We start from the raw sequence: 19759 nt of genomic DNA on the forward strand, positions 1-19759 counted from the left end.
TAATGTAGCATAGAAAAGATATATAAATATACTTGTTTAAAAATGAATGGCAAAGGGATACAAACACTCTATCGTTGTAGTAAGGAAACTTTAAATATGGACATCCCATCTCCTGAATTTAAACTGTTACCAGAGCTAAAATTTTGTTTGCTTCAAGAAGCTTACCTAGAGAAATCATACGTTCGTTCCACCTTGCAAATACGTACTTTGTACCATTTGTACCAATCTTGGATTCCCCTTTCTTGTGCAAACTGATGATCGGTCTGGGTCTTCCAATCGGCGATGGATTTTAAGGTTTTCCAATAACTCACAGAGATACCTACTTCGCTCCTTGCACTTTCAAATCCCAAAAACCCTGGCTGTTTTTTGGCAAGGCTTTCCATTCGTTCGGCCATTTCCGTATAGCCGCTATCATTTTCGGTCAGGGTTGAAGTAAAGATTACGGCATAATAGGGAGTGTATTTTAACATTTGATATGATGTTTTTAGGTTTCCCTTTTTTGAGTTAGACAGTCAATCCATTTGGGGCACCCGATAGGTCAATTTATATAGGATTTCTCTACAAAATAATTGACTATGGCCTCTTTCATTAATACAGATTGCTCGCCAGCCTTTAAAGGCGGCAATGTCTCCTTTATGGTATAATGAGGCCAGCCGTCCTCGTCAAAGAAATCGAATTCATAGTACCCATAAGGTTCCAATAACCGACAGATGGCGATGTGCATTAAATTAAGCTTTTCATCTTTTTTGTAAATCCTGTGATATTGTCCCAACTCCTGTACACCGATCAAGTAAATTATGGCATCCAATTCCAAAAGATCCCCATCGGCAAATTGGGTAGAAAGTTTTTCCACAAGTACTCCCCAGCGTTCCTTAAGTTGTAAATCCCTTGACATTCGTATTTCGCGTTCGCTTCTTAGAAATTAGAGAAGATAAAGGTACAAATCAAAAATGTTACTTTTGTCAAAACATTTCCGGTATGGGTTTCTTGGACATTGTTTTGGGACTATTATTACTTTGGGGGCTTTGGAAGGGTCTTAAAAATGGCCTTTTTCTAGAAATAGCTTCTATAATTGCCCTCGTCGCCGGAATTTTCGGAGCAATCCACTTTTCTTACTATGCAGGCGATTATCTCTCCCAAAACATGGAATGGGATGAACGTTATATCAACATAGCTGCCTTTATAATTACTTTTATTGCCATTGTTCTGGTTGTACATATAGCGGGAAAATTCCTGACCAAGATTGCGGATTTTGCCATGTTGGGCCTACTGAACAAAATTGCCGGAGGAATTTTTGGAGCGCTAAAAGTGGCCGTAATACTGGGGGCCCTTCTTGTTTTTTTTGAACGGGTCAATTCTTCTTCGGGCTTTGTTAAAAAAGAAACTTTAGAAAACTCCATACTTTATGAGCCCATTAAGGAAATTGGGGCTTTCGTTTTCTCAAAAGTTTTAAAGGGAAATTCGACGGATGAGGCGGAGCCAGAACAACATCAGGTAGTATATGATAGCCTTCCATTGATGTCACAAATTTCAATGTCCAAGGGTGATGGTAGATTCTAAAATTACCGACATAGGTTAAAAAGTGTCTTTCATCGAAAAAAGAGCTTTTAAGAAAGTTGATTTGGATAATTTTATCTATCATTATCCCGTTGAATCTTCCCCGTTCAACTTTCATTTCCGCTTTATATCGGGAATAACACCCCAACTTATTCAGACCTACTTGCGAGAATACCTACTTACAATTTAGAACATTGTATGAAATTGAAGTTGAACTCTGTACGCAGAGAGGTCGGTTATACCTTTTTGGTATGTTTTGTATGGGTACTTATGGCCTGTACCAAGGAAGCCCAGGACTCTACTGAAATACCGGATATCCCTGAAGCGGAAAATGCTGTTGAGGTAGAGCAGGAACTTATGGGTGTAGTTAACGACCATAGAATATCCTTGGGCTATTCTTCGCTACAATATAGTCCTATAGCCCATGATTATGCCAATAAGCATAATGACTATATGATAGCTCAGGGCGATTTGAGCCACGATAATTTTAGTGCACGGGCATCCGGTATTGCTTCTGAGGTTAAAGCGGAATACGTAGCTGAAAATGTGGCCAAGGACTATGACACCGCTGAGGAAGCTTTCCAGGGATGGTTAAATAGTAGTAGCCATAAAAAGACCATGGAAGACGAGTTTACCCATACCGCGGTAAGTGTAAAAAAAGATGCCAACGGTAACTTCTACTTCACTCAGCTCTTCTACCGTTAGCTTTCCGATAAAGCCAAAATCTTTTCTTAAATTTGATGTAATCAGTGGATGGTTGTCCGTTCCAATACGCAGATAACCTTTAGACAATCATACACTATCAACAAAGAAATATGGCAATCCCACCTCCCTTTAACCTCAACAAATGGATCGAGGAAAATAGAGATACCCTGAAACCTCCTGTGGGCAACAGAAATTTATATAAAGATGCTGGAGATTATATAGTTATGATAGTTGCCGGTCCCAATGCCAGGAAGGATTATCACTATAATGAGACCGAGGAGCTTTTTTACCAGTTAGAGGGAAATATCGAAGTTCATATTCAAGAAAATGGAGCGAAGAAGACATTCAAGTTAGGACCAGGGGATATGTACCTACATCCAGCCAAAATACCCCATTCCCCAGTGCGACACAAAGGGTCCATTGGTCTAGTAGTGGAACGCAAACGAGCAGATATGAATGTAGATGACGGACTCCTATGGTTTTGCGATAATTGCAATCATAAGCTCTATGAAGCCTATTTTACCCTAAAGGATATTGAAAAAGACTTTTTGGCCCATTTCAAATATTTTTATGGCTCCGAAGAATTACGCACGTGTTCCAATTGTGGTACCGTGATGCCTGTAGATGAACGGTTTATCTCCAAGGACTAGATTATGGAAATAATAATCAAGATATTAATCGGTTTGGTTGCCCTTCTCCATCTTTATTTTTTATGGTTCGAGATGTTCGCCTGGACCACCCGGGGCAGAAAGATATTCCGCAATTTCCCCCCTGAACTTTTTGAACCCACCAAACCCCTGGCCGCAAACCAAGGACTGTACAACGGTTTTTTGGCCGCCGGACTGATATGGACGTTCTTCATTGAAAATAAGGTTTGGGCAGATAGCATATCCCTCTTCTTTTTGGGATGTGTTTCCATAGCCGGAATTTATGGTGCATTGACCGCAGATAAAAAAATATTCTTTGTACAGGCTTTACCAGCTCTGGTGGCAATCCTACTAATCTTTGTGAAATAATTTAAGTACTACTAACATTAACCCTTTCTAAGACAGGAAAACGGTTAATATTCGTAGCTTTGTCAAAATTCTAACAATCCACGCTTAAAAAGTTATAAAAATGTCTATAGTTGCAACTGATTTTGGGATACAGACCGCCTTGGATGAATTAGGTATCCAGGACGTAAATATGGGAACCTCAACCGGTTCCAAGAATTTTGGTTCGGGAGAACTTATAGCTTCCTATTCCCCTGTTGATGGTGTATTAATTGGAAATGTAAAAAGTACTACCAAAGAGGATTATGAGAAAGTTATAAATACTGCTGAAGTAGCTTTTAAATCTTGGCGTAAAATCCCGGCCCCGCAACGTGGGGAAATTGTTCGACAATTTGGTGAAAAACTACGACAACTAAAAGAGCCCCTGGGAAAATTGGTATCCTATGAAATGGGCAAAAGCTATCAGGAAGGCTTGGGCGAGGTACAGGAAATGATAGATATCTGCGATTTTGCGGTGGGACTTTCCAGACAATTGAATGGCCTCACTATGCATTCGGAGCGTCCAGGGCACCGCATGTACGAGCAATACCATCCATTGGGTGTAGTAGGCATTATCTCCGCTTTTAATTTCCCGGTAGCCGTTTGGGCATGGAATACAGCCTTGGCCTGGGTTTGTGGCGATGTATGTGTCTGGAAGCCTTCGGAAAAAACACCTTTATGTGGTGTTGCCTGTCAAAAAATTATCGCTGAAGTACTTAAAGAAAATGATTTGCCTGAAGGAATTTCCTGCTTGATCAATGGAGATTACAAAGTAGGAGAGTTCATTACAACTGATAAAAGAGTTCCCTTAATTTCGGCCACAGGATCTATTCGAATGGGGAAAATTGTGGCCCAAGCGGTCGCTGCAAGATTGGGAAAATCGCTATTGGAACTAGGAGGAAACAACGCAATTATCGTTACTCCCGATGCAGATATAAAAATGACCGTTATCGGAGCGGTATTTGGAGCCGTGGGAACCTGTGGACAGCGGTGTACTTCTACCCGAAGGTTAATCATTCATGAATCCGTTTACGACCAGGTAAAAAATGCGGTAGTCGACGCCTATAAGCAGTTACGTATCGGAAATCCTTTGGATCAAAACAAACACGTTGGCCCATTGATAGATACTGATGCTGTGGAAATGTATAAAAAGGCTTTGGAACAGGTTGTTACAGAAGGTGGAAAGTTAGTAGTGGATGGCGGTATTCTTGAAGGTGAGGGCTATGAGAGTGGTTGCTATGTAAAGCCAGCCATTGCGGAAGCCAAGAACGATTTTGAAATTGTTCAACATGAAACCTTTGCGCCAATTTTGTATCTGCTAAAATATTCCGGAGACGTAGAAAATGCCATTGCCATTCAGAATGGTGTAGTCCAAGGGCTTTCATCCGCAATAATGACAACCAACCTTAGGGAAGCCGAGAGGTTTCTTTCAGCATCAGGAAGCGATTGTGGTATTGCCAATGTAAACATCGGCACCTCTGGTGCAGAGATTGGGGGCGCTTTTGGAGGGGAGAAAGAAACTGGTGGTGGTCGGGAAAGTGGTTCGGATGCCTGGAAGGTTTATATGAGAAGGCAGACAAATACCATTAATTTCTCCGATCAATTACCTTTGGCCCAAGGAATAACATTCGAACTATAAAAACTCTTTTATTCTCTCGCCTGTGGACGGGGATTAAGGTATATCATTTGATTGGCAAAAGAAAAATCCCGCTGACCCTTCAGCTCCTTCATTCGTTATAGGCGAACTGGCTCAAAGGGTCAGCGGGATTAAAGACACGTACTAAACTAATTCAAACATTTACTTTTGGCCAAACAGTTGTGCCAAATTAGTCAGCTAGGCTCATATAACTGATTTATTTTCAGGTTCTACCGGTTTGGGCTCTTTTATGTTCCAGCTTCCGTGCAATAAGGATTGTAGACCTAGAACAACGAACATACACAGAAAGGTGGCTAATTTTACGATTTCAGTTTTCATATCCATAAGGTTATTTGCCTTTTATATAAAATTACTTCACGAACATTTAAATTCCCCACAATATTGTACATATTACCCAACTTTCTGTATAATCCTATCATTATCGGTTAAAGTTGGTAGATTTTGGATACTGGGAATAAAGGAGTATTCCCTTCCAAATAATAAACCCGCTAAATCCAAGTCTGGAACTGTAGCGGGTTTAAAAACCAAACTAACTAACTCAACGTATTCTTAAAACCCTACCCCAATGCCAGAACCTTGTTGGGAGAGGTAGGGTTGCATTGCATTGCTTTACTTTTAGCAAATCTCCCAAATATTTTCACCACTATCACCTTACTTTATATAAGTGGTCGAAAAAAACGTGTGGTTTGATTCGAAATGAACATATCTTGTAATCCTTGTCGTACTGACCCTTAGGATTTACTTAAAGCATTTTAACATTTTTTAGTATTTTTTTAATACATTGTAGTCCAAACACTTAAATACACATTGACTATGACAAGGAGAACAACAAACCTCTTAGGAATCATTATTACAATTCTGGCAGGCATTTGGTATTTTATGATGCTCTGCAGCGAATGTAGCCCCATTCTTTAGACTAAGGTACTAAAGGGCGAATGGTCATTACATACAGACGCCGCTTCCAAAATATAGCATGCTCCCCCGATAGTCGCTAGACATTCATTAAGGAGAAGTAAAAACCATGGAACGGTAATTATCGTAAATTAAGTCATTAACCATAAATTATTAAGAATATGGATTTTTCAACTATGAACATCTGGTGCCTGTTAATCCCCTTACTTGTAGGGGTATTATGTGCCTTTTTTGGTTATCTTATTGGAAAGGGAAAGGACAATTCCAAGGAAATCCAAGCTTTGCAGGCAAGCAATGCAAAACTAAAGTCAGATCTGAACGATTGTAATAACAAATTAAAGGAAGCCCATACGCCCGCTCCCATTCCCTTTAATGCAGCCAAGGCAAAGGCTGTTTTTGGAAAAACCATTAAGCAGGACGATCTTAAACTAGTAGAAGGCATTGGTCCCAAAATAATGCAAATGTTCCAGGATGCCGGCATAAAGACTTGGAAGGATTTATCCGAAACACCGGTGGCCCGCTGCAAGGAAATTCTCGAAACGGGTGGCGAACGCTATAAAGTCCATGACCCTGCTTCTTGGCCCATGCAAGCAAAAATGGCATACGAAGGCAAGTGGAAGGAGCTATTTAAGTGGCAGGAAGAACACGATCACGGAAAGCTATAATCACTTCAAAAAAAGAGCACAAAAAAATCCCGCGTTGGCGGGATTTTTTTAAAGTGTTCCATTTGCCTCTACCCATTTAAATCGGTATTGGTCTTCAGGAAATTTCATACGTTCTTGAATACGCTGTAATCTTTCGGGTAATTTCATGAGATAGTCCCTGGCCCGTTGTGCATCATCTGAAAGTCCGCGCACAGAATCAATTTGCCAATACGAATTCAGTTTCTTAAGAATCTCTATGTAGTCCATTGCAGTGTAGACTCCCAAACGTTGGGCACAATTTGAAAAATTTTCAAAGGCTTCACCTATCACCCCCCCGGACTCCCTTAAAAAATGGGCCGGCATTACTATTTTCTTCTTCATCATGTCTGTAAAGGCCAACATCATTCCGCTGGGATCTTCACCAAAAATGGTCTTTACAAATTCGCGATAGGCCAAATGGTGGCGCATCTCATCCCCGGCAATAATCGTACACATCTTTCCCAATAAAGCATTACCTTTTTTCTTGGCCATTTGACCAACTCTTTTATGGGAAATATTGGTAGCTAATTCCTGAAAGGTAGTATATACAAAATTCTTATAGGGATCTCTATCCGTACCAATATCAAAACCGTCACTGATCAAATGTTGGGTGGTTATCTCTACCTCGCGCATGTTAACTCTTCCTGAGAGATACAAGTATTTGTTCAGAACATCTCCGTGACGGTTTTCTTCGGCGGTCCAAGCTCTTACCCATTTGGACCATCCGTTTCCGCCTTCTTCATGTTGATTTATACCTTCAACATCCATTAACCAGGATTCATAAGTGGGCAAGGCCTCCTCGGTAATGGTATCCGCTACCATGGTCACCCAAAAATCATACCCCAATTCCTTGGATTCTTCACGTAATTGTTCAATGTCATCCTGAAAATTGTCGTTTTGGGAATCCGGTAAAAAATCAGAAGGTTGCCATATCTCTTCTATAGGAATTAAAAAAGAATCCATAAATCCCTCTACCTGTGGCTCTATGGCCTGCATTACCTCCAACCTAATATTCTTTTCGGGCATATTCTACTTTTTTGTAAAGATCGTTATAAAATACGGAACTGGGTGGTTTAACGAGGGATTTTCAATTACGGCCATTCTCATTCGGATATAATTCATGTACGGGATCGCTCTGCCAGATTCTTTTGGTATCCACATCCAAGGCCGTAAGCGGGCCCTTAAATGCCGCTCCTGTGTCAATGTTCCAAACATTGGCTGCCTTTTGCGGCTCAACGGCCTTAATTTTGGAAATAGGGGTATGCCCAATGTATATTTCATGATAATGGGTCAATCTTTTGGGATAGGCCGGGTCATCTTTTGTTAGCTTAGGATTAAGGGATCTGGCCAATTCCCATAAGGTGCGGTCCCAATAATAGGTTTGTTTAAAATATTCGTATTCAATACCCTTCAAATTCGTAAAGCCTGCGTGTAAAAAAAGTCTGTTTCTTGTATCCAAATGGAAGTTTTTCAGGTTTTGATAGAACTTTATGTGGGTATTCCTGGTTTCGGTATCCGTTTTTTGATAAGACGCCATGGTGGCCCTCCCGCCGTGTTGTAGCCACAGCGGATTATCGCCCCCATCTACAAGCCAATCATAACAAAGCTCATCATGATTACCTCTCAAAAAGATGCAATCGTGGGTCTTTGAAAGCTGTATCAAAAAATTCACAGTTTCAGCGGCTGTGCTCCATCCGTCTACATAGTCTCCCAAAAAGATCAATCTATCCTTAGAAGTCACCTCGGTCCTTTCCAAAACCTGTTCCAAAGCCTTTAACGCGGAATGTATATCCCCAATGACCAGTGTTCTCCTTGTACTCATTGTGCAAAAATCGCAATAATGGCGATGATGACAAGGATAAAAAGCACCAAAAAGAAGATTTTCCAAAATGAATATGGTCTTGTCCCGCTCAAAACTCCGCTCTGCCCATTTACATAGAAGTGATATTCCTTACCGTTATATCTGTAAGAACTTATATAGACCGGGAGCAAAATATGTTTAAAGGTTTCTTCGGAGAGTTTTATATCCGCGTGATGGATACGTTGGGTATCTCCACCAATATCCCTCCGAATCCAGTTGTAGGCAATTTCTTTGGCCTTTTGAAAAGATTGATGGTGTCCTTCCTTTAAGGAAACGGTATACTTTTCGGTAACAAAGCCCGATAAATATTTTGAATTGAAGGTTGTGAGTTCCTTGAGGTTCCAAAAGGCAATTTTGGCCGGGATGTCCCTTCTTTTTTTCTGGGAAGCGTTAATCAATATATCGTCTACAAAGCCTTTTACATTGCCCGATGCATGAGACCATCGTGTCTTTCTTACCTTTTGGGTACGTGTCCCATTTTTGGTGCGTATCCTTCTGGTTTCATAATAATAATCGCCACGTTGGCCTTGATATGAGGCAAAGAGATCGGCATCAAAAGTCCAATAGGGTACGTAAAGTCCATGGAGCCCTTCAGGATTTAAAGCAGCTCTCTTCAATTTGTTCGGAGCGAACCAGAGCGAACCTACCCATTTCTTAAAGATATTTCGCGCTTTAACAGCGTCCAATTGAAATGGCACCAGTGCCCCTGGCAAAATCCAGCCTTCCTTTTCAATATCCTCCCGTATCAGGGGTTCCCCACAATACACACAATCCAGGGATTTATAATTCTCCTCAACATGTTGGTTAGCCCCACAGTTTTTGCAATGCAGCAGTTCTATGGTTTCCGTATAGGCATTTTCCCCAACCACTTTTAGATAATGTTGAAGTTCCAGTTCCTCAAAACTGCTTTTGGCCTGTTCTATGAATTCTTCATAGCCACAATACTCACATTTCAATTGATGTGATCCGGGCTTAAACTTTAGCTCCGCACCGCAATTGGCACAGGCTTTTTTAAATTCCGATTTTTGGGTTTCTTCCATGAAGGGGATTTGTCATTCCCAACAAAAGGTTTATTCTGTTGGTAAAGGTGGAGGGGTGGCACCTCCCAAGAATCCTTTAAGTTCCTCAACATCCTTCAAAGCGGCCCATTGTTGCATTCCGGGTTTCCAAATCAAGGAATCCCTATTAATAGCCCTGGCAGCAAAGAGTTCCTTTAACCTATCAAAAGAAACAGAGCCCATTTGTTGTCCATTTACCGCATAATGATAAAGTATTTGCGCAGGCATAGGTGGAGGAACTGCCGTACCCTGAACAGCTTGACTGCCAAAAGGTTGTTGTACGGCCTGTGGGTTCATCATGTTCCCCATTTGCTGTGCAAGGACAAAACCCATACCCATGCCCATACCGGCACCGGCAGTACCTCCTTCGTTCTTGGCGGCGGCCTCCATGGCTTTTGCCGCCTTAAATTGGGAAAGTTTGGCCATGTCCAATTTGTCCAAACGGCTGTATTCAAAAATCTCCTTTTTGAGCTCCTCGGGCATGGATACATTCTCAATATAAAACTTCTCCAACTCAATCCCCACACGCTGAAATTCCGGTTGCATTACCTCCTGGCAAGTTTCGGAAAGTTCACTGGTGTTCGCAGCATATAATTCTACAGGGAGATTGGCTTCCCCAACCGTATCCGTAAAACGGGTTACGATTAAGCTTTTTAAATGTTCGTTTACCTCATAGTTGGTAAAATGGCCATCGGTTCCAACAACATCGATTACAAATTTGCCTGGGTCGTTTATTCGAAAACTATAGGTTCCAAAAGCGCGAATCTCAACAAGACCGAATCGTTCGTCACTCAGCATAAATGGATTTTTTGTACCCCATTTCTCATCTGTAAACAAACGGGTGTTTACAAAATACACTTCGGCCTTGAACGGACTATCAAATCCATACTTCCAGCCCTTAAGTGTAGTGAGTATGGGCAAGTTCTTCGTATTTAGGGTATAAGTGCCTGGGGTGAAGACATCTGCCAATTGGCCTTCATTCACAAAGACCGCTGTCTGGCCCTCTCGTACAATTAATTTTGCATTGTTCTTTATTTCGTTCTGGTAACGCTCAAAACGATGTACAATGGTATCATTAGTATTGTCCAACCACTCTATTATGTCTATAAATTCATGGCTGAGTTTTTTCTTTATTTCGTTGAAAAGATCCATATTTTAAAGGTTTCAAAATTTTTAAGAAGGTACAGATTTCCTACAAACGTACAAAGTGTAAAATAAAACAAACTCCGCTTTTGGAACAAACTCAAAACAACAGCTTCGGTAGGTGGGCCAATACGCCAAACATCTACATAATTCTCCATACCATCGACTAGCGAATAATACATCCCAAAACTTTAGAATTTAATTTTTTTGTCAACTTTTTGCTGTTGATAAATTTTTATTGTATTGATTTTCAATTTATTAAATACCTTTTTTTGTACACTTTATGACTTTTATCAGTTTTCGATTATTTCTCTTTTGAGTAATTTTACACACAATTGTTCAATTATTCCTAACCCTTATTATATCACAAATGCAATTAAAAACTGTGGAAACCCCTCAGAAAAACTACACCCAGCAGGAAGCTTTTGAGGCTTCCCTAAGTTATTTCAACAATGATGACCTCGCCGCAAGGGTTTGGGTAAACAAATATGCCCTAAAAGATTCCCAAGGCAACATTTACGAACGGACTCCTGACGATATGCACCGAAGGATCGCCAAGGAAATTTCACGTGTAGAAGCAAAATATCCAAACCCATTAAACGAAGAAGAAATTTATGGCCTTATCCGAGGTTTTAAATACATTGTACCTCAGGGAAGCCCCATGGCCGGAATTGGCAATCCGTTTCAGATAGCCTCCCTTTCCAACTGTTTTGTAGTGGGAAACGATGGTGATTCCGATTCTTACGGTGGAGTGCTCAAAATAGATCAGGAACAAGTGCAGTTAATGAAACGTCGTGGAGGAGTTGGCCACGACCTTTCCCATATTAGGCCCAAAGGCTCACCGGTAAAGAATTCAGCATTAACTTCTACGGGGCTGGTCCCTTTTATGGAGCGGTATTCCAATTCCACACGGGAAGTAGCACAAGATGGCAGACGGGGGGCATTGATGCTATCGGTATCCATAAACCATCCTGATGCCGAGGATTTCATTGATGCCAAAATGGAGCAGGGCAAAGTAACCGGGGCCAATGTATCGGTACGCATGGACAATGCCTTTATGCAGGCTGTGGAAAAGGATTCTGAATATGTTCAAAAGTTTCCAGTACACTCGGCTGAACCAAAAGCGTTCAAAAAAATAACGGCCAAGCAAGTATGGAATAAGATTGTTCACAATGCGTGGCAGTCCGCTGAACCGGGAATATTATTTTGGGACACCATTATAAGGGAATCGGTACCAGATTGTTATGCGGATTTGGGCTATAGAACAGTTTCCACCAATCCTTGTGGTGAAATTCCACTTTGTCCTTATGATTCCTGTCGCCTTTTGGCCATAAACCTTTTCTCATACGTAGAAGAGCCATTTACGGAAAAGGCCCGTTTCAATTTTGAACTGTTTAAAAAGCATGTAGCTGCCGCACAGCGGATTATGGACGACATTATTGATCTGGAGTTGGAAAAGGTAGATCGTATCTTAGCTAAAATAGACGCTGACCCGGAATTGGAAGAAACCAAGGCCGTAGAGCGTAATCTTTGGATGAAAATTCGTGAAAAGGCAAAAGAAGGCCGCCGTACCGGAATAGGCATCACTGCAGAAGGCGACATGCTTGCCGCACTAGGGCTACGGTATGGTAGCGAAGAAGCCAATGCATTTTCTATCTCTGTACACAAATCCCTTGCTTTGGAGGCTTACCGTTCATCCGTTTATTTGGCCAAGGATCGCGGTGCCTTTGGGATTTTTGATGCCGATCGGGAAAAGCAAAACCCGTTTATCCTGCGGTTAAAGGAGGCCGATGAAAAACTGTATTACGAAATGCTGGAACACGGACGAAGAAATATTGCCTTATTGACCATAGCTCCAACAGGCACTACCAGTTTAATGACCCAGACTACCTCCGGGATAGAGCCGGTATTTCTCCCGGTCTACAAACGACGTAGAAAAGTAAACCCCAACGATAATGACGTTCGGGTAGATTTTGTGGACGAGGTCGGGGACTCTTGGGAAGAATACCTTGTTTTCCACCACCGTTTCAAACAATGGATGGAAGTTAACGGTATTGATACCCAAAAGAACTATGATCAGGAACAAATCGATGCCTTAGTCAAAAAATCGCCCTATTACAAAGCTACTTCCAATGATGTGGACTGGTTGAGCAAAGTGCGATTACAAGGTTCCGTACAGAAATGGGTGGACCATTCCATAAGCGTAACCATTAATCTCCCCAACGATGTATCAGAAGAGTTGGTAGGCCAACTCTATTTGGAAGCATGGCGCGAAGGTTGCAAAGGTGTTACGGTATACCGGGACGGCTCACGGTCCGGGGTCCTCATTTCCAACAGCGAGAAAAAGGAGGAGGAAGAGACCTTAAGCCCTTTTCCTACCAAACGTCCCCAAACACTGGAAGCGGATGTGGTCCGATTTCAAAACAACAAGGAAAAGTGGATTGCCTTTATAGGTCTAATAGAAGAAAGGCCCTATGAAATCTTTACAGGTCTTGCCGATGATGAGGACGGCATATTACTTCCCCGTTGGGTAGAGGATGGCCTCATCATTAAAAACAGAAATGAGGACGGCACCTCACGTTATGATTTCCAATATAAAAACAAACGAGGTTACAAAACCACTATTGAAGGTCTTTCCTATAAGTTCAACCCGGAATACTGGAATTACGCCAAACTAATTTCCGGCACACTACGCCATGGCATGGCGATAGAAAAAGTTGTGGACTTGATCAATAGCCTACAATTGGATAGTGAACAGATAAATACTTGGAAAAATGGTGTGGCCAGGGCCCTAAAACGTTATGTGGCCGATGGCGCCATGGCCAAAGGACAAAAATGCGATAATTGTAAATCTACAAACCTTGTCTATCAGGAAGGTTGTCTTACCTGTAAGGATTGTGGGTCTTCCAAATGTGGTTGACCAATATCCACATATAAAAACAAAAAGCGTATTTTACTTGAATATGCGCTTTTTATTTTGGAACAATTACAGGTCAGGATATTGATGGTTTATATTTTAACTTGAAAATCCTACTAAATCTTTGGGCCAAGCGACCGTTTGTCATTACCTTGGGTCTTCCAATTGACTACGATGAAATCCATTTACTGTATCGGGGAACTTTTAATCGATTTTGTGGCGGAAGGTCAGGGTAATGACCTGTCCAAAGCAAATACCTTTGTCAAAAAGCCTGGGGGCGCCCCGGCAAATGTGGCCTGTGCCATCTCCAAATTAGGTGGGAAAAGTAAGTTTATTGGTAGCGTAGGCCGAGATCCTTTTGGAACATTTTTGTTACACGTGCTTAAGGAAAATAATGTAGATGTTTCTTTGGCACAACGCAGTAAAACTTTCACCACATTGGCCTTTGTATCCCTAGCCGAGGATGGGGAACGCGATTTTGTTTTTAGCCGTGGAGCCGATAAAAAACTGAAATACGACTCTTCGGTTAAAAAAGGGTTCAAAGGAAATATGGTTCATCTCGGAGCTGCAACCGCTCTACTAGGCGGTGGCTTGGAAGAAGCTTATGGGCGCTATTTTTTTGATGCACTCACCCAGGATTCCTTTATCAGCTTTGACCCAAATTACAGAGGAGACCTGTGGCGTGATGACGAAGCAACCTTCGTTAAAAAATGTATGCCTTTCATAGAAAAATCGCACCTATGCAAATTTAGCCTGGAAGAAGCACGGCTACTGTCCGGACAAACGGATTTGGAGGCCTGTTGCGATTTTTTGCATGAAGTTGGTACCCAAGTTATTACCATAACCCTAGGAGGTGAAGGCACGCTTTTAAGCACCAATAGTTTAAAGAAAACCATCCCCAGTATTTCCGTAACTCCGTTAGATACCACAGGAGCCGGTGATGCCTTTATCGGTTGCCTTTTATATCAGATTTCTACTTTAGATAAGGCTTTGGCGGTTTTAGACGATTTTGACGTATTGACAAAAATGGTCGAAAAGGCCAATGTGGCGGGGGCAATTACTACCACAGGCTTTGGGGCCATCCCCTCGCTGCCCACTTACGGTCAGGTTTTTAATTGATAATTAAACAATCCTCGAAAGTTTGAGAAATAATCTTTAGACAAAATCAGCTATACCTTACTTTTCTCAAAATACGTAGGGATTCCTTTAGAGAACGATAAATTTTTTCGTCTTGTTTTTTTAGTAAGGGGCGGGCAGCCTCCATTTTTTCCTTGGCCTCCTCAAACCCATTGAGATAACAGATCAAATAGGTGTCGGGCAGATGTTTTAAATCGATTTCCTCGGATGGTTTTAAACTGCTGTTCCGTTCTATTTTCTGAAGTAGCGCATTGTTTGTATTATAGATATGGAAGAGTGTCTTTTTATTATACTGTGGCGGCTCAAAAACAAGGTCGCTTTGAATTTGATAGGTGCCATTTTCCTCAAAGGTGATAACCACTTTCTCCAAAGGGTAGTACGTTTGTTTTTTACCTAGCCCCAATTGTACGTACTCCATGGTGGTAAAGGAGTTTTCGTCATAGGCAAGGGTCACCTCATCGAAAATGGAGTAAAACAACTTCACTTGTTCGTTGATCAATTCAATGTCCACCCTGGAATAATATGTTTTACGGTTTACTTTTTTTTTGTTTCCTGCCCAGCAAACCACAAACTGTTCCTTAAAAACCTTGTAATCACTCTCCAAATCTTTATGCCTGTAATTGATGAAATCAATGACCCCGTCCAAAGTAAGCTCAATATTATTGCGGGCATGCTGTTCTATAGTAGCCACGGCTTCCGAATTGATATTCTTTAGCTCAATGTCGAAGGCTTTGGGAAGGCTTATGCTTCCCTCGCGGAAAAAAACCGCTCCCCCATAATATTTCCAAATATTCCGTCGGAGTGCGCACACCTTGCCGTTGGATTTAATCGTTACCAGCCCTACCACTTTGTCTTCGGGCAAGTGCGGAAAGGGAATGTTTTCATAGGAAATTAGGGGCGGATTATCCAAATAGGCATTGACCAGGTTTTGGATCTTACTATCATCAAAAAAATCGACCCCAACAATTTTGTTGTCCTCGTCCTCTACCCCAATGACGATAAAGGAATTATTCTTGGGGTTACTATTGGCCAGTGCACAGACATGTTTTAGAAACTTGGCCTTGCCCTCTCTTTGACCAATATCGATAATACGCTTTTTGTCATAAAAACTGTTCTCGTCATTATGGGCGAGAAGGTTTTTTACCAAAAGACGTTTGTTGATCACGTTACCGTTAAGGTTTAAGGTTTAAGGTTTAAGGTTTAAGGTTTAAGGTTTAAGGTTTAAGGTTTAAGGTTTAAGGTTTAAGGTTTAAGGTTTAAGGTTTAAGAAATTAAACATGTTTCAAATATAAAAAGCAACCCACAACTCGAAATTATTTTTTATTCCAAATAGTGGCAGAAGCCTGTGCCGTTGGGGTAACAACAAGATCTGGAATATTAACATGGGCCGGCCTGGTGACTACAAAAAGTATTGTTTCGGCAATATCCATGGGGGTCAGGGGATCAAACCCTTTATATACATTGTCCGCCCTTTCATCATCTCCTTTAAACCGCACATTGCTAAACTCCGTTTCCGCCGCTCCCGGATTTACTGCACCTACCCGTATTCCGTGGGGATTCAAATCGATTCGCATACTCTGATTTAGGGCATCTACGGCATATTTACTGGCACAATACACATTGCCTTTGGGATACACTTCTTTTCCGGCAATGGATCCAATATTTATGATATGCCCAGATTTTCTTTCGACCATTTGCGGCATTACCGCTTTGGACACATAGAGCAGCCCCTTCACATTAATATCCAGCATGGCATCCCAATCGTCAATACTGCCTTGGTCAATGGTGTCCAAACCATGGGCGTTACCTGCATTATTAATAAGAATATCTATTTTTGCAAAATCCTTGGGCAATGAACCTATAGCATCAAAAACCGCCTTTCTTTCCCTAACATCAAAACTAAGGATATGCACTTTCGTTTTGTGCCCTAATTCTTTCTCTAGTTTCTCCAAACGCTCTCTGCGTCTCCCACATAGTATAAGACGAAATCCCTTTTCCGCAAAAAGTTCTGCCGTAGCTTTTCCGATACCGCTTGTGGCACCTGTTATCAGTACTGTTTTATCCATAATTTAAATTTTAAGGCACCTTATGTCCTTGACTTGCTTCCAAAAGTATAAACCAATCCTCTAAATCCAATTGTATTTCACTGGCCTTATGGGCATCTTCCAATCTCTTCTTTTTTGTGGTACCGACCACGGGATGTACATTAGCAGGATGGGCCATAATCCATGCCAATAGCAATTGGTCTTCAGTGGCACTATATTTTTCCAGCATGGACATCACTGCACTTTTTATGCGTTCCGTTTGGTCGTTTGTCTCTTTAAAATAACTTCCCAGTGGACTCCATGACATCGCCATTCTTTGGTTGGCCAAGCAATCATCCAAAGTACTATCATACATTACCCTTTCGGCGGTAAGCGAAAACTCAACTTGATTTGCCGAAACCGGAATGCGGGTTTCCAGTATTGCAATTTGCGCGGGCGTGAAATTAGACACACCAAATTCCTTGATCTTACCTTCTTTTTTAAGTTTACCTATGGCGTCTGCTATCTCATCCGGATGCATTAATGGACTTGGCCTGTGTAGCAAAAAAAGATCTACATAGTCTGTACGCAGATTTTTTAGCGATTGCTCGGCCGACCATATGATATACTCGGATGAATAGTCGTAGTGCTTTATCCGGTTCCTTCTTGCATCACAAACATATTGGATACCGCATTTGGTAATAAGCTGTATTTTATTCCGGATAATTCCACTTTTAGCGAAGCCCTGTCCGAAATCGGTTTCATTGGTATATCCGCCATAAATATCAGCGTGGTCAAAGGTAGTTATTCCAACTTCTAGACAATGGTGTATTAAATCGGCTATTTCATTCTTTGAAAGTTGTTTCCCCCATTGGCCCCAGGTCATGGCCCCCGCTATAATACGGGAATTCTTGGTCGTATTTTTCATAAGCGATGAAATTAAAAAGAAATCCCTAAATACTTCATAAAACTTGGGGGTTTACGTAATTTTTAACCAATCGTTAACAGGCAATGAATAAATAAATTTTCAATTTGCGCCATGCTTTAAAACCAACCTATTGATAAACAATTACTAATAAAGCTTTATGGAAGAAAATGCTACCGTAGATATCGGCGCTGTGAACGAGAAAATTGCCCAGGAAAGTGCCTTTATAGACCTATTGCTATTAGAAATGAACAAGGTAATCGTTGGCCAAAAACATATGGTAGAACGATTGCTTATCGGACTTTTGGGACAGGGTCATATTCTTTTGGAAGGTGTTCCCGGGCTGGCCAAGACCTTGGCCATAAATACTTTGGCCAAAGCGGTAAAGGGAAGTTTTAGCCGCGTACAGTTTACTCCCGATCTTTTACCGGCGGATGTGGTAGGAACCCTAATCTACAACATGAAGGAGAATGACTTCTCCATTAAAAAAGGTCCAATTTTTGCAAATTTTGTACTAGCGGATGAAATAAACCGTGCTCCGGCCAAAGTACAATCCGCACTTTTGGAAGCCATGCAAGAAAAACAGGTTACCATAGGAGATGAGACCTTTGTACTGGACAAGCCTTTTTTGGTAATGGCAACACAAAACCCAGTGGAACAAGAGGGTACCTATCCGTTACCCGAAGCGCAAGTAGACCGTTTTATGTTAAAAACGGTAATCGATTATCCAAAAATGAACGAGGAACAATTGATTATGCGCCAAAACTTGGCGGGTGCGTACGATGCCGTTAACCCTGTAGTTACCTTAAAACAAATACTTAGCGCTCAAAAAGCAGTACGCGAGGTCTACATGGATGAAAAAATCGAAAGATACATTCTTGACCTTGTGTTTGCCACTCGGTACCCTGAAAAATATGGTTTAGAAAACCTTAAACCATTAATCAGTTTTGGCGCTTCACCAAGAGGAAGTATAAATCTGGGCAATGCTGCCAAATGCTTTGCCTTTATTAAGCGCCGGGGCTATGTGGTTCCCGAAGACGTGCGGGCCGTGGTGCATGATGTTTTACGTCATCGTATCGGTATTACATACGAGGCCGAGGCCGAGAATATCACTTCCGAAGAAATCATCAACAAGATCGTAAACGAGGTCGAAGTACCCTAACTAGCTGACAGCTTGCAGTTGCAGTTGGTGATATTTCTGAAAACTTCCCTTATAGCGACTGCTTTCTGCCAACTTATTTATGGCTAACTGGAGAAATGGATACCAAGGAATTACTTAAAAAGGTTCGCAAGATAGAGATAAAGACACGTCGTCTTTCCGACCATATCTTTGGTGGGGAGTACCACTCTACCTTTAAGGGCCGCGGTATGACCTTTAGCGAAGTACGGCAGTATCAATTCGGGGACGATGTTAGGAGCATTGACTGGAACGTGACCGCGCGATATAATGAACCTTTTGTAAAGGTATTTGAGGAGGAACGTGAATTGACCATGATGCTTATGGTAGATGTGAGTGGTTCGGAATTGTTCGGAACCACCAATCAATTCAAAAAAGGAATTATTACCGAGATTTCCGCCACTTTAGCCTTTTCGGCCCTTCAGAACAATGATAAGGTGGGCTTAATACTTTTCTCCGATGAGGTAGAACTTTTTATTCCTCCCAAAAAAGGAAAGAGCCATGTGCTCCGGATTATACGGGAATTGTTGGAATTTAAACCGGGAAGTAATAGGACCAACATTGCCGAAGCTTTGAAATACTTGTCCAATGTGTTAAAGAAAAAGGCAATTGTATTTGTACTATCGGATTTCATGGCGGACGATTATGAAAGAACCTTGAAGATTACGGGCAACAAACATGATGTGACCGGTATTCGAGTCTACGACGAGCGCGAAGAGCACATTCCCAATCTTGGGATGGTTCAAATGGAGGACGCCGAGACGGGTGCCGTTTCCTTGATCAATACGCAGTCCAAAAAAGTACGGGCGGCCTATGGTACATATCACAAGGAACGTGTAGAGTATTTTAAGGAAACCTTTACCAAATCCGGTTGTGGTATTTTAAGCTGTCGGGTAGATGAAAGCTACGTAAAGAAATTATTAGGCTACTTCAAAAGAAGAGGGTAAGGAAATGAAAAATGAAAAATTACAT

General features: G+C 41.5%; 20 protein-coding genes. 10 read left to right on the top strand and 10 right to left on the bottom strand.

The window, feature by feature from the left end; genetic code table 11:
* Positions 1 to 161: 161 nt before the first annotated feature.
* On the bottom strand, positions 162 to 470 hold the full coding sequence (locus ACP2AF_RS03935) for an antibiotic biosynthesis monooxygenase family protein (RefSeq protein ID WP_425234941.1): 309 nt from the start codon (positions 468 to 470) through the stop codon (positions 162 to 164).
* Positions 471 to 538: 68 nt separating this feature from the next.
* Entirely contained in the window at positions 539 to 895 is a 357-nt protein-coding gene (locus tag ACP2AF_RS03940) for a hypothetical protein (protein ID WP_425234942.1), read from the bottom strand.
* A gap of 83 nt (positions 896 to 978) precedes the next feature.
* Between ACP2AF_RS03940 and ACP2AF_RS03945 the strand changes: the two genes are divergently transcribed.
* The 5 genes from ACP2AF_RS03945 (at position 979) to ACP2AF_RS03965 (ending at position 4932) form a co-directional block, all read left to right on the top strand.
* A complete protein-coding gene (locus ACP2AF_RS03945; protein ID WP_425234943.1) occupies positions 979 to 1560 on the top strand; it encodes a CvpA family protein in 582 nt (193 codons plus the stop codon).
* Between the two features lie 195 nt (positions 1561 to 1755).
* Positions 1756 to 2262, top strand: coding sequence for a CAP domain-containing protein (locus ACP2AF_RS03950; RefSeq protein WP_425234944.1), 507 nt, complete (start codon positions 1756 to 1758; stop codon positions 2260 to 2262).
* Between the two features lie 110 nt (positions 2263 to 2372).
* Positions 2373 to 2912, top strand: a complete 540-nt coding sequence (locus ACP2AF_RS03955; RefSeq protein ID WP_425234945.1) for a 3-hydroxyanthranilate 3,4-dioxygenase — start codon at positions 2373 to 2375, stop codon at positions 2910 to 2912.
* Between the two features lie 3 nt (positions 2913 to 2915).
* A complete protein-coding gene (locus ACP2AF_RS03960; RefSeq protein WP_425234946.1) occupies positions 2916 to 3278 on the top strand; it encodes a DUF1304 domain-containing protein in 363 nt (120 codons plus the stop codon).
* A 100-nt stretch (positions 3279 to 3378) separates the two neighbouring features.
* The gene (locus ACP2AF_RS03965; protein ID WP_425234947.1) at positions 3379 to 4932 is read left to right on the top strand and encodes an aldehyde dehydrogenase family protein; all 1554 of its coding nucleotides are present in this window, start codon (positions 3379 to 3381) and stop codon (positions 4930 to 4932) included.
* A 201-nt stretch (positions 4933 to 5133) separates the two neighbouring features.
* Here ACP2AF_RS03965 and ACP2AF_RS03970 read toward each other — a convergent pair whose 3' ends face one another.
* Positions 5134 to 5268, bottom strand: a complete 135-nt coding sequence (locus ACP2AF_RS03970) for a hypothetical protein (protein WP_425234948.1) — start codon at positions 5266 to 5268, stop codon at positions 5134 to 5136.
* Positions 5269 to 6023: 755 nt separating this feature from the next.
* Between ACP2AF_RS03970 and ACP2AF_RS03975 the strand changes: the two genes are divergently transcribed.
* Positions 6024 to 6527, top strand: coding sequence for a hypothetical protein (locus ACP2AF_RS03975; RefSeq protein WP_425234949.1), 504 nt, complete (start codon positions 6024 to 6026; stop codon positions 6525 to 6527).
* Between the two features lie 48 nt (positions 6528 to 6575).
* Here the strand turns inward: ACP2AF_RS03975 and ACP2AF_RS03980 are convergent, their stop codons facing one another.
* The 4 genes from ACP2AF_RS03980 to ACP2AF_RS03995 all read right to left on the bottom strand — a co-directional run bounded on the left by ACP2AF_RS03980 (position 6576) and on the right by ACP2AF_RS03995 (position 10616).
* Positions 6576 to 7571 (bottom strand): acyl-ACP desaturase, encoded by a 996-nt coding sequence (locus ACP2AF_RS03980; protein ID WP_425234950.1) that lies wholly within the window; start codon positions 7569 to 7571, stop codon positions 6576 to 6578.
* A 61-nt stretch (positions 7572 to 7632) separates the two neighbouring features.
* Positions 7633 to 8367, bottom strand: a complete 735-nt coding sequence (locus ACP2AF_RS03985; RefSeq protein ID WP_425234951.1) for a metallophosphoesterase — start codon at positions 8365 to 8367, stop codon at positions 7633 to 7635.
* Positions 8364 to 9446 carry a DNA helicase PriA gene (locus ACP2AF_RS03990; RefSeq protein WP_425234952.1) on the bottom strand — a complete coding sequence of 361 codons (1083 nt, stop codon included), beginning with the start codon at positions 9444 to 9446 and terminating at the stop codon, positions 8364 to 8366. The genes ACP2AF_RS03985 and ACP2AF_RS03990 overlap by 4 nt, the downstream gene beginning before the upstream one ends.
* Positions 9447 to 9476: 30 nt before the next feature.
* Positions 9477 to 10616 carry an SPFH domain-containing protein gene (locus ACP2AF_RS03995; RefSeq protein WP_425234953.1) on the bottom strand — a complete coding sequence of 380 codons (1140 nt, stop codon included), beginning with the start codon at positions 10614 to 10616 and terminating at the stop codon, positions 9477 to 9479.
* A gap of 361 nt (positions 10617 to 10977) precedes the next feature.
* On the opposite strand from ACP2AF_RS03995, the gene ACP2AF_RS04000 reads away from it, so the two are divergent.
* A complete protein-coding gene (locus ACP2AF_RS04000; RefSeq protein WP_425234954.1) occupies positions 10978 to 13527 on the top strand; it encodes an adenosylcobalamin-dependent ribonucleoside-diphosphate reductase in 2550 nt (849 codons plus the stop codon).
* Between the two features lie 171 nt (positions 13528 to 13698).
* Positions 13699 to 14643 carry a carbohydrate kinase family protein gene (locus ACP2AF_RS04005; protein WP_425234955.1) on the top strand — a complete coding sequence of 315 codons (945 nt, stop codon included), beginning with the start codon at positions 13699 to 13701 and terminating at the stop codon, positions 14641 to 14643.
* Between the two features lie 46 nt (positions 14644 to 14689).
* Here the strand turns inward: ACP2AF_RS04005 and ACP2AF_RS04010 are convergent, their stop codons facing one another.
* The 3 genes from ACP2AF_RS04010 to ACP2AF_RS04020 all read right to left on the bottom strand — a co-directional run bounded on the left by ACP2AF_RS04010 (position 14690) and on the right by ACP2AF_RS04020 (position 17613).
* Positions 14690 to 15826, bottom strand: coding sequence for an ATP-binding protein (locus ACP2AF_RS04010; RefSeq protein ID WP_425234956.1), 1137 nt, complete (start codon positions 15824 to 15826; stop codon positions 14690 to 14692).
* Positions 15827 to 15974: 148 nt separating this feature from the next.
* Complete coding sequence (locus ACP2AF_RS04015) at positions 15975 to 16727, bottom strand: SDR family NAD(P)-dependent oxidoreductase (RefSeq protein ID WP_425234957.1); 753 nt, start codon at positions 16725 to 16727, stop codon at positions 15975 to 15977.
* A gap of 10 nt (positions 16728 to 16737) precedes the next feature.
* Entirely contained in the window at positions 16738 to 17613 is an 876-nt protein-coding gene (locus ACP2AF_RS04020) for an aldo/keto reductase (RefSeq protein ID WP_425234958.1), read from the bottom strand.
* A gap of 157 nt (positions 17614 to 17770) precedes the next feature.
* Between ACP2AF_RS04020 and ACP2AF_RS04025 the strand changes: the two genes are divergently transcribed.
* Positions 17771 to 18772 carry an AAA family ATPase gene (locus tag ACP2AF_RS04025; protein ID WP_120710224.1) on the top strand — a complete coding sequence of 334 codons (1002 nt, stop codon included), beginning with the start codon at positions 17771 to 17773 and terminating at the stop codon, positions 18770 to 18772.
* Between the two features lie 95 nt (positions 18773 to 18867).
* Positions 18868 to 19734 carry a DUF58 domain-containing protein gene (locus ACP2AF_RS04030; RefSeq protein WP_425234959.1) on the top strand — a complete coding sequence of 289 codons (867 nt, stop codon included), beginning with the start codon at positions 18868 to 18870 and terminating at the stop codon, positions 19732 to 19734.
* The last annotated feature ends 25 nt before the right edge of the window (positions 19735 to 19759 follow it).

The organism is Ulvibacterium sp., assembly GCF_965248315.1.
Lineage (GTDB): Bacteria > Bacteroidota > Bacteroidia > Flavobacteriales > Flavobacteriaceae > Ulvibacterium.